The organism is Paenibacillus lacisediminis, from assembly GCF_046567315.2.
In genome coordinates this window covers 115,829-127,995 of the sequence record NZ_JBKIAX020000015.1, presented here as the reverse complement: position 1 = coordinate 127,995, position 12,167 = coordinate 115,829, and the positions used below count along the sequence as shown (strand labels likewise).

15 protein-coding genes are annotated in these 12,167 nt (G+C 52.6%); 8 read left to right on the top strand and 7 right to left on the bottom strand.

Annotated elements, in window-relative coordinates; translation table 11 throughout:
- Positions 1 to 90 precede the first annotated feature (90 nt).
- The 3 genes from ACLD72_RS24270 to ACLD72_RS24260 are packed head-to-tail and all read left to right on the top strand — an operon-like array spanning position 91 to position 983.
- Entirely contained in the window at positions 91 to 537 is a 447-nt protein-coding gene (locus ACLD72_RS24270; protein ID WP_411001926.1) for an acetyltransferase, read from the top strand.
- Between the two features lie 18 nt (positions 538 to 555).
- Positions 556 to 744, top strand: coding sequence for a hypothetical protein (locus ACLD72_RS24265; RefSeq protein WP_411001925.1), 189 nt, complete (start codon positions 556 to 558; stop codon positions 742 to 744).
- Positions 741 to 983, top strand: coding sequence for a hypothetical protein (locus ACLD72_RS24260; RefSeq protein WP_411001924.1), 243 nt, complete (start codon positions 741 to 743; stop codon positions 981 to 983). The genes ACLD72_RS24265 and ACLD72_RS24260 overlap by 4 nt, the downstream gene beginning before the upstream one ends.
- A gap of 53 nt (positions 984 to 1,036) precedes the next feature.
- Here ACLD72_RS24260 and ACLD72_RS24255 read toward each other — a convergent pair whose 3' ends face one another.
- The 3 genes from ACLD72_RS24255 to ACLD72_RS24245 form a co-directional block, all read right to left on the bottom strand.
- Entirely contained in the window at positions 1,037 to 1,213 is a 177-nt protein-coding gene (locus ACLD72_RS24255) for a CopG family transcriptional regulator (protein WP_411001923.1), read from the bottom strand.
- Between the two features lie 507 nt (positions 1,214 to 1,720).
- Entirely contained in the window at positions 1,721 to 2,830 is a 1,110-nt protein-coding gene (locus ACLD72_RS24250) for an NADH:flavin oxidoreductase (protein ID WP_411001922.1), read from the bottom strand.
- Between the two features lie 106 nt (positions 2,831 to 2,936).
- Positions 2,937 to 3,266, bottom strand: a complete 330-nt coding sequence (locus tag ACLD72_RS24245) for an ArsR/SmtB family transcription factor (RefSeq protein WP_411001921.1) — start codon at positions 3,264 to 3,266, stop codon at positions 2,937 to 2,939.
- A 142-nt stretch (positions 3,267 to 3,408) separates the two neighbouring features.
- Between ACLD72_RS24245 and ACLD72_RS24240 the strand changes: the two genes are divergently transcribed.
- Positions 3,409 to 3,930: a TetR/AcrR family transcriptional regulator gene (locus ACLD72_RS24240; RefSeq protein ID WP_411001920.1), complete on the top strand. Its 522-nt coding sequence runs from the start codon at positions 3,409 to 3,411 to the stop codon at positions 3,928 to 3,930.
- A 188-nt stretch (positions 3,931 to 4,118) separates the two neighbouring features.
- Positions 4,119 to 5,126, top strand: coding sequence for an SDR family NAD(P)-dependent oxidoreductase (locus ACLD72_RS24235; RefSeq protein ID WP_411001919.1), 1,008 nt, complete (start codon positions 4,119 to 4,121; stop codon positions 5,124 to 5,126).
- Here the strand turns inward: ACLD72_RS24235 and ACLD72_RS24230 are convergent.
- Positions 5,097 to 5,993: a LysR family transcriptional regulator gene (locus tag ACLD72_RS24230; protein ID WP_411001918.1), complete on the bottom strand. Its 897-nt coding sequence runs from the start codon at positions 5,991 to 5,993 to the stop codon at positions 5,097 to 5,099. The genes ACLD72_RS24235 and ACLD72_RS24230 overlap by 30 nt on opposite strands.
- Before the next feature lie 305 nt (positions 5,994 to 6,298).
- On the opposite strand from ACLD72_RS24230, the gene ACLD72_RS24225 reads away from it, so the two are divergent.
- Together ACLD72_RS24225 and ACLD72_RS24220 are read left to right on the top strand one after the other, a co-directional pair.
- Positions 6,299 to 6,679, top strand: coding sequence for a DUF805 domain-containing protein (locus ACLD72_RS24225; RefSeq protein ID WP_411001917.1), 381 nt, complete (start codon positions 6,299 to 6,301; stop codon positions 6,677 to 6,679).
- 149 nt (positions 6,680 to 6,828) lie between these two features.
- Positions 6,829 to 7,221 (top strand): MerR family transcriptional regulator, encoded by a 393-nt coding sequence (locus ACLD72_RS24220; protein WP_411001916.1) that lies wholly within the window; start codon positions 6,829 to 6,831, stop codon positions 7,219 to 7,221.
- Positions 7,222 to 7,311: 90 nt separating this feature from the next.
- Here the strand turns inward: ACLD72_RS24220 and ACLD72_RS24215 are convergent, their stop codons facing one another.
- Positions 7,312 to 7,860 (bottom strand): imine reductase family protein, encoded by a 549-nt coding sequence (locus ACLD72_RS24215; RefSeq protein WP_411001915.1) that lies wholly within the window; start codon positions 7,858 to 7,860, stop codon positions 7,312 to 7,314.
- 52 nt (positions 7,861 to 7,912) lie between these two features.
- Positions 7,913 to 8,845: an NAD(P)-dependent oxidoreductase gene (locus ACLD72_RS24210; RefSeq protein ID WP_411001955.1), complete on the bottom strand. Its 933-nt coding sequence runs from the start codon at positions 8,843 to 8,845 to the stop codon at positions 7,913 to 7,915.
- A gap of 190 nt (positions 8,846 to 9,035) precedes the next feature.
- On the opposite strand from ACLD72_RS24210, the gene ACLD72_RS24205 reads away from it, so the two are divergent.
- Positions 9,036 to 9,716 carry a DUF554 domain-containing protein gene (locus ACLD72_RS24205; protein WP_411001914.1) on the top strand — a complete coding sequence of 227 codons (681 nt, stop codon included), beginning with the start codon at positions 9,036 to 9,038 and terminating at the stop codon, positions 9,714 to 9,716.
- A gap of 372 nt (positions 9,717 to 10,088) precedes the next feature.
- Here ACLD72_RS24205 and ACLD72_RS24200 read toward each other — a convergent pair whose 3' ends face one another.
- Positions 10,089 to 12,122: a hypothetical protein gene (locus ACLD72_RS24200; protein ID WP_411001913.1), complete on the bottom strand. Its 2,034-nt coding sequence runs from the start codon at positions 12,120 to 12,122 to the stop codon at positions 10,089 to 10,091.
- Between the last annotated feature and the right edge of the window lie 45 nt (positions 12,123 to 12,167).

Here is a 12,167-nt window from a genome sequence, read left to right as displayed (position 1 = left end):
ACCACCGGCTTTTTGTAAAAGAACCGGCCTTTCTTTTGTTAACCATCCCTTTTAAACTAGTAATAGCATAAAGAAAGGCGGGGTAGAGAATTGTCTAATCTCATTGTTCCTTATCAGGAAAAATATCACGATCAATTAGTAGAGATTTGGTATCAAGCCGTAGTACATACACACAAATTTTTGGCCGGGCAAGATCTTGAATTTTACCGGCAAATGGTTCAAAACGGGGCCTTAAAGGAAGTTGAGATTTGGGTTGAATTAGCCGAAAGCATGGAACCTATTGGGTTTATCGGGCTAGACGGAACGAAAATCGAGATGCTGTTTGTGGATCCGAATGGTCATGGAAAAGGAACGGGCAGACGTTTGATCCAACACGCCGAAAAAATAAAAGGCAGCCATCTGCGGGTCGATGTAAACGAGCAGAACGACGGGGCCTACGCATTTTACAAGCGGCTGGGGTTTGTCCGGACCGGACGCTCGGAATTGGACGGTTCGGGCCGGCCGTATCCCCTGCTTCACCTGGAGAAAATCAGTTAGGCGGGGGAGGCGGTTTTCATGTACCGGATCGCAATCTGCGACGACGAAGAGGAGCAAAGGCAGCAGGTCAAGCGGATGCTGCTTGCTTTATCCGTCAAGACCGGAATCGACTTCGAGGTCGCTTTGTTCCAAGCGGGCGAAGCATTGATTGAGCACTACGAAAAAGATGGCGAGCCTTTTCCATCCTTATTCTTGATATTGAAATGAACGGATTGAACGGCATCCAGACGGCGCGGAAGTTGAGGGAGATGAAGCTGCACAGCGAACAGGTCGTGTTTCTGACGAGCTATGCCGAGTATATGCTGGAGAGCTTCGATGTGGTTACGTTCCAGTACCTGATCAAGCCGGTAAATACGGTTATGTACTCAATCCTTTCAAGTCTTATTTGCAACTCCTTGAAGGAAAAGTCCGCACATGATAGGATATTTATGCAGTCTGCCTTTTAGGCGGTTGCAGGAGGGAAGTGGCGTTGTCTTTAGTGAGAGCGCGCCGCTTCCTATTATTTTTTGAGGTCGTCCTTCAGTTTCTTAATACCTCGTCTGGCAGCTTCCATTTTATTAACATTTTCCTGCTTGCAATACGCTTCTAAAATTTCTTTGCATTCTTCGTCATATTTGACTGCCATTCTGTAAGGCTTTGGGTTATCTGTAGGCCGACCCATTTTTTTATTGCCCAAAAGTTCACCTCCTTATTAGGGTCACCTTAAATATAGATTAAAGGTGACCTTAAGTCAAGCGGAAATAGTGATAAGAGGAACACATTGAAAGGAAGCTGAAAGTGAGGGCTTCACGAGGCGCCAGAGGTTGAGTGCAGGTGGGTGTGAGCCGCAAAACGGTGAATGCTAACGGACCGCAGAGCCCCTAATTGGTCAAAAACAGGGGGTTCCGAATTTTAAGGGACAGTGGCGACCTTATTCCCGGTAAATCTGCAAAAATAGCCCCATTTGGAGCTGAGTAGCGTCATCTGTGTCCGTTAGGTCAGGAAATACCCGGGAAATGAGCGATTAGCGTCGTTACGGTCCGTTACGAGAATAAATGTGGGAAAAACTCCACTAATTGCGGTCCCGTCACCCTAGAATGTACGTCGATATACGTTTTTCTTACGCAAAAAGACCTTTTCGGCTCTGGTCCGAAAAGGTCTTGGAAGTTGAGCGGACTCCTACAGTCCGGTGGCTCAGCGAAAATCAGCTCAGCGTGGCGAGCGACTCGCGGGTGAACGGTTGCAGTTCGTCGGTGCGGCCGTCTCTGATCTTGGCCGCCCAGGCCGGATCAGTCAGCAGGGCGCGGCCGACGGCGACGAGGTCGAACTCTTCGCGTTCCAGGCGTTCGATCAAGTTGTCGATGCTGGCGGTTTCGCCGCCTTTGCCGGACTCGAACAAGCTGGTGAACTCGGAGTTCAGGCCAACGGAGCCGACCGTGATCGCCGGCTTGCCGGTGAGCTTGCGCGTCCAGCCCGCCAGGTTGAGGTCTGAGCCCGCAAACTCCGGCTCCCAGAAGCGGCGCGTCGAGGCATGGAAGATATCGACGCCAGCCGCGGACAGCGGCGCAAGGAAGCGCTCCAGCTCCTCCGGCGTTGCCGCCAGCTTGGCGCTGTAATCGACTGCCTTCCATTGCGAGAAGCGGAAGATGATCGGGAAGTCGGGGCCAACCGCGGCCCGTACCGCTTCAATAACTTCCACGGCGAAGCGGGTGCGGCCCACCAGGTCGCCGCCGTATTCATCCGTGCGTTTATTGGTCACTTCCCAGAAAAACTGGTCGATCAAGTAGCCGTGCGCACCATGGAGCTCTACCGCGTCGAAACCGATGCGTTTCGCGTCAGCCGCAGCCTGGGCATAGGCCTGAACGAGCCCTTTGATCTCGCTGACCGTCAGCGGTTCCGATACCGGCTCACCGGTCAGGCTGAGGCCCGACGGGCCGATTGGATCGGCGTCCGAATCGGGGAATTTCTCGCGCTGGCGGGCGGTGCCGGTATGCCAGATTTGCGGAGCGATTTTGCCGCCGGCCTCATGCACTTCGCGAACGACGCGGGCCCAGCCCTCCAGCGCCGCTTCTCCGTAAAAATGCGGCACGTCATGATCGGCCCCTGCCGCCGGATGGTTAATGAGCGTGCCTTCGGTGATGATCAGGCCAACGCTATTTTCCGCTCTCCGGCGGTAATATCCGGCCACATTGGGTCCGGGAATGCCGTCCGGCGCAAAGGATCGGGTCATCGGCGCCATAACGATACGATTGTCCAGCTTCAGGCGCCCCCCTTCAAAAGGCTTGAACAAGGCTGCAGCTTTAGATTGGGGCATATTTCTCTCCTCCTATATTTAGGATAAAATCGTAAAAATCACACATCTATACATCTAAATATATAGATGAATAGATCGAAATGCAACCCCGCGAAGCAACTTGGGGTTACCTCCCGGTTTGCAGCTTGGTGGCGAGCTCTTCCATAAATGCGGCGATCCCCGCTTCATTTAGCCTGTAATACGTGTATTGGCCATAGCGGCGGGACTCCAGGAGGCCGGACTTCTGCATCAAGGCAAGGTACGAGGAGATCACCGACTGTGTCAGTCCGGATTTCTCCTGAATGTTCCCTACGCAAACGCTGCCGGGAAACTCTTGTTTTATGGCGTCCGGCAGCTTCCAGTCCAGCTTTTCCGGTTCCCGCAGCCAGCAAAGGATGTTGAGGCGGGTCTCATTCGACAGAGCCTTCAGCACAGCAATCAGATCTTCATTATTCATGAGGCGACACCCATTCCTAGTTGTTTGTTACAGTATACCAAAAGTTTAGCCTGTGACAAACGATTCCCGGTGGTTGCTTCCTTGGGATATTTCATTTAAACTAGTGATTGATCAATTACATTAATCCAAGGGCGGGAAAAGCATGGCAAAAAACGGCGCAACCTCAGTGAATCGGAAGGAAGAGATTATTTCGGCCGCGATCGAAGTGTTTTCCGAGATTGGTTATTTCCGGGCAACGACTGCGCAGGTAGCGGAACGGGCCCAGATATCCCAACCTTACGTATTTCGTTTTTTTAAGAGCAAGGAAGCTTTGCTGCTGGCCGCGCTTGAAGCTTCATGGTCCCGGGTCATCCGCTCTTTTCGGCAAGTCGTCGAAACGGCATCTTCGGAGCAGGTGGAAAACGGACTGATTGCGGCGTACGAGGATATTTTAGCCTCTTATAAAAATGAAATCATGCTGCAGATGCAGGCCCAGACGATCCCGGAGGATTCCATTAAGGCCGCGATGCGGCAAGGGTTCAGCGAGGTCCGGCAAATGGTGCTGGATGCGTTTCGCGAAACCGGCAGTGAAAATCCGGAGGAGCGGACGATGTTGTTTTTGGCAAGGGGCATGTTATGCAACATTTCCGTAGCGATAGACATGCCGGAGCTAAAGGAATTCTGACGGCTCCGATAAGCGAAAGAGCGAACGTGATTCCATTTAGGGCTTGCGATATGACGGAAGACGGGGTAAGATTAATTTGTGATTGATCAATCACTAACATTGATGAATGGGCGAATTTGGCTGACAATAGCTTTTATAACTGCAATAGTAATTGATCAATCAATCACTAAAATGGAGGGATCGATTTTATGAAAAAAGCAATCGTATTAGGCGCCACCGGAGGTGTGGGCAATCCCGTCACGGCAGAGCTCTTGAAACGAAACATCGAAACGGTCGTTTTCGGCCGGTCCATGAACAAGCTGCGCGCCATGGCGGAACAATTGGGAAACCCGTCCCATTTAAAGCTGGCAGAGGGGGATGTGTTTAGCCCAGGCGATATTGTCCGTGCGGCGGAAGGCGTGGACACCATCATCAACAGCGCGAACGTGGCTTATCACGAATTGGCGGAGAAGCTGCCGCCGCTGGGAGAATCGGTGCTGGAAGCGGCGAAGCGTCTGCAAGCGAAAACGGTGCTCGTCGACGGCATTTATCCGTATGGACGCAGAGCATCGCAGGACCCAATCACCGAAGATCACCCGAAAAGACCGCACACCCGGAAGGGCCAGGCGCGCCATGCCTACGAACAATTGTTTATGCGGGACGGCTGGGGAGGGAAAAATACTCTGATTGCCAGGCTGCCCGACTACTACGGCCCGTCGGCGAAGCAATCGTATTTGAATGCGACGATGGAAGCCATCGCGGCGGGCAAAAACGGCGTATTTATCGGGACGATGAAGGTGCCGCGCGAGTATGTCTATTTGCCTGATGCGGCGCGCATGATCGTTGAACTGGCCAGCCGCGACGACGCCTACGGGGAAAACTGGCACATTCCCGGACCGGGGGTCATTTCCGGCGAACAAATCGTTGCGATCGCATCGCGGGCCGCAGGCTACAAGGGCAAGATTTGGCCTGTAGGGAAAATCACCCTGTCGCTCCTCGGCTTATTTGAAAAGCCTATGAAAGAAATTGTGGAGATGCTTTATTTGACGGAAGAACCGCTGACGTTAAGCGGGGAAAAATACCGGCGCCGCATCGGCGAAATCCCAAGTACCCCCTATGAGAAAGGGATTGCGGATACGATTCGGCAGCTACAAGCGAATAAAGAATCCGTATCTTTCATTGCCGGCCTAAGCACCACTGGAGGTCAGAGCAGATGATGACTGTGTCCATTCCGTTATGAACTGAAACATTTTGGCGGCGGCCGGGGAAAGATTGTTTCTGGAAATCGCGGCAAGTCCAATCGTGCGGTAATGTTCGCCTTCCAACGGCCGCAGGCACAGGTTATGGGTCATATGGGCGAGAATCATTTCCGGGAGAATGCTGATCCCCAGACCATGCTCGACCATGGACATAATGGCATGATCATCTTCCAGTTCATATTTGATATTCAGCGGCCCCTTATACTTCATAAAAATCCGCCGGACGTCCGCGTCGCAGCCAGAGCTCGGAATAATAAAAGGCTCATTGATGATTTGATCCAAAGAAATGACGGATTGGTCTGCCAGAGCATGACCGGGAGGCAGAACGCAGAACATCCGGTCTTTTTTCAGCTCGGTTGCATCAAGCGGCTGTAGAGTAGGCAAACTGACAAAACCTATGTCGACATGGCCGGTGGCGAGCCATTGCTCGATTTCCTGATAATGGCCATCGTGCAGCTTTACTTCAATATGGGGGAATTCAGCGTTAAAAGCCTTTACCATTCCCGGCAGCCAGTGGATCGATACGCTTGAGAAGACGCCGAGCTTAACGGTGCCCGCCACCAATCCCTTAATCAAGGCGATCTCTTGGTGCAATCTCTCATTCAACTGCTGTATGCCTTGAAAAAAATGAAACAATCGTTCCCCGCTGCTTGTGAGGCGGATCCCCGCACGGTTGCGGATGAGCAAGGTGAGTCCCAGCTCCTGCTCCAAACTGGAAATCGCGTGACTGACCGCGGATTGGGTTAAATTCAACTGCTCCCCCACCTTTGTCAGACTTCCCGTTTCAACCGCCTTCAACAAAATCTCGTATTTTTGCAGACTCATGGTAGCTCCTTTAATATGAAAAAAATAAATGCAAGTCATCATAAACATTCATTTTATTTATCTATATTCGCTGTATATAATCATAGCAGCAAAAAATATGTTTGATAAGTGTGTGGAGAGCATGTCATGGAGGAAAATAAGGGGAAATGGTACTAAGGTACTAAAAGTCCGGGTGTCGGACAAGACACCAGGACTTTTTTGCTGATTTAATAAGAATTTTATTAATATTCCTGAAATAATTCCGATATATTCTAAAGCAGGAGGGCAAAGGCTAACAATCAATTTAAGAAGAGGTGGAGTTTTACATGCAATGGTATTTGAAGGTACTGAAAAACTACGTAGGGTTTCAAGGGAGAGCGCGGCGCACAGAATTTTGGATGTTTGCTCTGTTCAATGTGATCGTATCGTTCATTCTTGGTTTTGTGGGAGGACTCATTGATATTAGTGTGGGTACGATTTTAAGTTACATTTACATGCTGGCGGTCCTGCTGCCTTCTTTGGCGGTTGGAGTCCGCAGACTGCATGATATCGGAAAAAGCGGATGGATGATTTTGCTCGGATTGATTCCTTTTGTCGGTGGTATCATTTTACTCGTATTTTATTGCCTTGACAGCGAGGCGGGCGATAACAAATACGGACCGAATCCAAAAGCTTTCGATCCAGTACATAATACATTCGCAAAATAATATAATTTAATGATGTTTTTGCCCACGCTAAACGAAGGAATCACAGGCATGCATGCCTGTGATTTTTCGTCTTTTCGCCCGTTATGGACCCGCGAGGCTTCCGGCGTTACAATATGTCGTAGCAATGGAGCAAAGGAGGAGGGCAGGTCATGAAGATCAGCGAGTTGTCCCAAAAAACCGGTGTAAGCGCAAGATCCATCCGTCATTATGAGAAAAAGAACATCATTAAGGCGGTGCGCCTTGATAATGGCTACCGGGAGTTCGACGAATCCGCCGTTGAGCGGATCCGCATCATTCAGCTTTATCTTGGTTTGGGTCTGACCACTGAGCAAATCGAGAACATCCTGGGCTGCGAGGATGCGGGCCCTGTGGAATACTCCTTCTGTCAGGAAATGCTGGATCTGTATCAGGAAAAAATCGACCAGGTCGATAAGCAGATAAACGAGTTGGAAACGGTAAAGCTAAGGCTGGGGCGGCAGATCGAGCAAATGAAGGAACGGCGGGTTTCCGCAAAAACGCCTCTCGTCGAAGCGGCGAACTAACGCCAGGAGCCTGGCGCATATTAGGGTAAAAACGGAAGCGCGAGCTAAGGGGGCTCTATCGCCCTCTGCTCGCGCTTTTTTTCGGACTGCTTAACCCCGGATCGCCTCATAAACCCGGGTAAAGGCATCCTGGCCGTAACCTTCGGCTACCTTGCGGGCAGCCAACGCTTGAATCGGCAGCAGCCAGTCGGCGGGAATCCCCGTGTTTTGGCTGAACTGCACGATATGATCCAACGCTTGTTTGTTGACGTTCATGTTGGATACATCGGTCGCATGGTCTCCCCGGTCCAGCGCGGCCGCCGCATCCGGATCGGAGAGCAGCGGGACGATCAAATGCTTCAGCCAATCTTCCGCATAAGGCAAAAACTCCGTAGCGGAGATGTCGGCCGTTCTTAGCAGAGCTTGTGCGTGGAAGTAGCTGTACCATGCCCCGTAAAGCATGGTCAGCAGCGCCAAATCGTAAAGCAGCGGCACGCCGTGATCGGGGCTGAGGTAAGCGGCTTGGCCGCCCAATACTTTCAGCATCGGTTGATGCGCCTCAAAGAGCGGCTTCGGCAAGCCCATGTTGCCCAGACCTAACACGGTAACCGGGGAGTCGGCGGGATTATGGCTTGCTGGGTTGGAAATCGCAGGATTCATCGGTAGTTCCTCCATTTATATGAATGGTGATCATTGCAAGCTGAATCGGGCTTTATACGGACGGATGCTTAAACACCTGTGTCAGCCGCGAGAAGCTGTCCGCGCCGTGTCCTTTATCGATGGCCCGCTGAGCCGTGGCCCTAGCGGCGCTGAGTACGCTGGCGTCGATGCCGCGATTCCGGGACGCGTCGATGATATGCTCCATACCGGCCGCGGCGGAGATGATATTGGAGGCGTGACCGGGATAATGCTCCGCCTCAACATGGTCCGCCCACTCCTCGATAAGACCGGGCAGGATCGCTGCGATCCCGAGCGCAAACTTGGCGAAGTCTTTAGCTGCAATGTTTTCGCTTGTGGCCAGGGCCAGGGCGTGCGTATAACCGCTCATCGATGTCCAGAAAAGATCAAGCAGGGCGACATCGTACGCGGCCGCCCGCCCCGGATCTTCGCCGAGAAAACTGGCGGTGCCGCCCAAGCTGGCCAGGGACGGGGATGCGGCTTGATAAACGGCTTCCGGTCCGCTGTACAGAAAAACGGCGGAGGGGGTTCCGATCGTTGGGGTCGGAGTCATAATTGCCCCGTCCAGATAGGCGATGCGGTGCCGGGAAGCCCATGCCGCCATGCTGCGGGCCTTTTCCGGCGTGTCCGCCGTAAGATTGACGATGGTCCGTCCGCCAAGCTCATCCCCAAGCGGACCGAGTATGCTCTCCACGGCATTGTAGTCCAACACGCAGATGATCGTTAGCGGACTGGCGAGGACCGCTTCGCCGGCCGTACCGGCAAGGACGGCCCCTTGCTCCACGAGCTGCCGAGCCTTTTCCGGCGAGCGGTTCCACACCGTAGTGGGATGGCCGTTTTTCAGAAAAGCGCCGGCCAGCGCCTGGCCCATCGGACCCAGACCGAGGACTGTCACCGGGGCGGGGCTTTGCACGCTTCCCGCAGCCCCTGTTGTTGGTTGATTTTGCGGCTGGCCGCTTTGCTTGATTTCCATGATTCCAACCTCCTCTTTCGTGATCGACCTTATTTTAAAGTTTGACACTAGTGTCAAAGTCAACCCCGTTCTTCGGAGCGGCCGTGCCCCGGAGGAAAGCAAAGTTAGGGTTTATAAACCGCCAGCAATACGTTATCATGGACTAGGATTATGACTTACCCGCGGACAGGAGCCAGGAATTCATATGATTGGTACACTCGTTAACGTTGGGGCGATTATCGCCGGAAGCCTCATCGGCAGCATTTTCAAAAAAGGCTTGAACGAAAAATACCAGGCCGCGCTGTTTACGGCCATCGGTTTTGCCGCGACCGTGCTTGGCATCAATGCCGTAGTCACCAACATGAAAAACAGTGCGTTCCCGGTATTGTTTATCATCAGCTTGGCCGTCGGCAGCCTGATCGGCACCGCGCTTGATATCGACGGCAGGTTTCAAAAGCTGGTTGGCCGCTTTTCAACCTCGAATTTGGGACAAGGGTTATCCACGGGGATTTTACTGTTCTGCATCGGGACGCTGTCGATTCTGGGGCCGATCGAAAGCGCCATCCGCGGCGACCACACTTATTTGTTCATGAACGCCACTCTGGATCTGGTCACCTCGATGGTGCTGGCCTCCACCTATGGCATCGGCATTATTTTGACGGCGGTGGTGTTGTTTCTCTGGCAGGGAGCCATCTACATGAGCGCCGATTACTTGGCCCCCTTCCTGACGGCCGACCTGCTGACGGAAATTTCGATCGTGGGTGGCGTCCTGATCGCCAGCTCGGGGCTGTCGATTCTTAAAATCAAGGAGAGTAAAACACTGAATATGCTGCCGTCGTTGCTTGTGCCGGTGGTTTGGTTTTTGATCAAAGGGTGGATTGGTTAAAAATCGCACGAAAAAACCCTCCCGCAGTTTCCATCAGGAAAACGGGAGGGCCGAGGCGTAAGGACACTAGTAGAACGATCTGCTAATAACGCGATCCGCGAGGCGGGTGAGTATCTCCTCCTAAAAAATAGCGGAACTTCATGGTCTTATTTTCCGGAATCGAGCATGTTCATCCTATTAGCGGAATTATATGTCCTTATTTTCCAAGGAGCGGAGCAAAAGTTGGCCATCGCCCTGTGATTCAAGCATATAGCGACATAAATTTCCTTTATTTCTCTCAAAATGGGTGATCCCGTCGAATTAGCGACATTTTTTGTCCTTATGTTTCCGCTTGAGTTTTTCAACTGCCTCAACGTTTGCCGTTTTTTCTTCCTAAACGCGCATGCTCCGGTAATCTTCTTCCTTGTCTTTAATGTCGGCCAGCACGTCTTGCCGCACCTGGCGATCCGCCAGAGTTTGCAGCAGCTTGCTTTGGATTTCGGCAGCGGCTTGGGGATCGCCGGCCCGGGTGGCAACGGATTCGGAGAGACGGTCCATATAATGCCGGTAATCGATATGCCCAAGCGTATTGGCGGCAAGGTGGCTGTTCTCCAGCAGGCTGGGGGCTAGCGTTTTGCGGGCTTGTTCGACTGCGGGAGGGATGATGTGAATCCGCCCGTCTTGGCCCAGCAGCTTGTAAGGCTTGGTCATCGGCATGGCCAACGCCACCTGCGCATGTATGGCCACTTTGCGATGGGGCAGCCGTTCCGTGATCGCTTCCAGCACGCCGTTGCTGTTTTCCGCATATTTTGTCCCGTCGAAATAAATGGTTTTGGCCGTCGCTTCCGTAAAGAAATCCTGTGCCAAAAATTCCTCCGTCCGGTCCATAGGCGGCTCCACGCGCACCGTTAATGGATTGGACACGATATCCTCGTGTTTGCAATGCAACGCTACCTGAATCGTATAATCCCCGGGCTCGGACACCTCCCAGCCGTTTTTCCCCACCGCGATAAATAACGAGTTGTATACCGATTGTCCCGCGGCCAGCACTTCATGCTCCGGCTTCTGAAGATAATGGACAAAAGGCGATATTTTGCGCGCGGTTTTCCCTTGTTTTTTTACGATGATGGTCATGTGGTCCAGGTCGGTCAATATATGCCGGTCGATGATTTGCGGTTCGGAAGTCCGGTTGGTCAATTTGAGCTCGAGCACGACGGGCTCCATAAATTCAAAGCGTAAAGTTTCACGATTGGCCCGCAGCAACAGCTCGAAGGTCGGCTTGGCCAGCAGCCGGTGTTGCTCGAACCCGTGGTGGTCGAACCATTCGGCGTTGCCCATTTGCACAAAACGCTCCGGGGCATGGCGCATGAACAACAGCTCGTTATCGGAGAACCGGTATTCAAAGTTGGCGAAAAAGGCGGTTTCGCCCCCCCGTACACTGTAAGGATAGTTCATGAAGCTGCGCGCTTCCCCTTCGTTACGTAAAGGAATCCACGGCTCGCCAAGCGCTTTTTGCCAGGAATGGGCGAGATTGAACCCGTGCCCCATCTCATGGCAGGCGGTCCAAAACTTCATCCGTTCCACCCATGCCTCCGGATGGCTTTCGCCTTCTGCGGGGACGCTGATGAACGACCGATTGAAAATCGCCGTTCCCTGGCGGTGCTGCGGGCCGATGCTGTCAAACATAATTCCGCCCACGGAAGCCCCTTCTTCATACAGGGAAGCGAAAAACACCCACAAGGCCCATTTCGGCTCATTGGCAAATTGCGACCAATGCCTTTGCATGGCGTCATGCATCTCCGCGTCGCTCCAGCGCACATCCAGCCCCGCTTCGGAGATCGGGATCGAGTTTGCGCCCGCGGATATACTCACGTCGAAGCCGGCGCGGCGGAATACATTTTCAATCGTTAGCTGTTCATTCGGTAAAGTGGCGGGATGGTTGGGGTGCGCATGCGTGTCGATAGCCAGAACAGGAGTTACTCCAGCTTCACTGTCAAATTCGAACTGAACGGGATGGAAATAGGGAGAAGCCCAGCGGTAATACGAAGTATGCGTAAAAGAACTGCCGTTGGAAAAAATCACTTGTAAGAGGTTGGAGGGCGCTGCCTCCAGCGCGATGTTGACGGTCGTGTACGGAAACTGCGAAGTATCCCCGTCTTTGAAAATGATTTGCCCTTCCCAGGCAGACGGGCCAATCGCGGCTAATTTAGCGGTCCAGTGGAGGTACAATTGCGGGTGTTTCCAGGCGCCGCTGGCGGCCATTTGCGGATAAGGGCCGTCTACATCGAGCCGCAGCGTTTCCTGAACGGCATCGGCGGCCGTTTCGGTCCGGTTCAGCAGCTTATCCCTGAACAGGTCCTCCGCATGGTCCAATTCCCATAATCCGCTGATACGATTAGCATCTTCAGAGCAGGATACGAATGCCATGACGATCACGCCTTTCTATTAAATTATGGAATTTTATAAATATTT

Coding starts and splice junctions, on each gene's coding strand:
- ACLD72_RS24225 (WP_411001917.1), top strand. CDS start 6,299: ATGCAATGGTATTTGAAGGTACTGAAAAACTACGTAGGGTTTCAAGGG.
- ACLD72_RS24260 (WP_411001924.1), top strand. CDS start 741: ATGAACGGATTGAACGGCATCCAGACGGCGCGGAAGTTGAGGGAGATG.
- ACLD72_RS24250 (WP_411001922.1), bottom strand. CDS start 2,830: ATGCCCCAATCTAAAGCTGCAGCCTTGTTCAAGCCTTTTGAAGGGGGG.
- ACLD72_RS24230 (WP_411001918.1), bottom strand. CDS start 5,993: ATGAGTCTGCAAAAATACGAGATTTTGTTGAAGGCGGTTGAAACGGGA.
- ACLD72_RS24235 (WP_411001919.1), top strand. CDS start 4,119: ATGAAAAAAGCAATCGTATTAGGCGCCACCGGAGGTGTGGGCAATCCC.
- ACLD72_RS24215 (WP_411001915.1), bottom strand. CDS start 7,860: ATGAATCCTGCGATTTCCAACCCAGCAAGCCATAATCCCGCCGACTCC.
- ACLD72_RS24220 (WP_411001916.1), top strand. CDS start 6,829: ATGAAGATCAGCGAGTTGTCCCAAAAAACCGGTGTAAGCGCAAGATCC.
- ACLD72_RS24205 (WP_411001914.1), top strand. CDS start 9,036: ATGATTGGTACACTCGTTAACGTTGGGGCGATTATCGCCGGAAGCCTC.
- ACLD72_RS24245 (WP_411001921.1), bottom strand. CDS start 3,266: ATGAATAATGAAGATCTGATTGCTGTGCTGAAGGCTCTGTCGAATGAG.
- ACLD72_RS24200 (WP_411001913.1), bottom strand. CDS start 12,122: ATGGCATTCGTATCCTGCTCTGAAGATGCTAATCGTATCAGCGGATTA.
- ACLD72_RS24265 (WP_411001925.1), top strand. CDS start 556: ATGTACCGGATCGCAATCTGCGACGACGAAGAGGAGCAAAGGCAGCAG.
- ACLD72_RS24240 (WP_411001920.1), top strand. CDS start 3,409: ATGGCAAAAAACGGCGCAACCTCAGTGAATCGGAAGGAAGAGATTATT.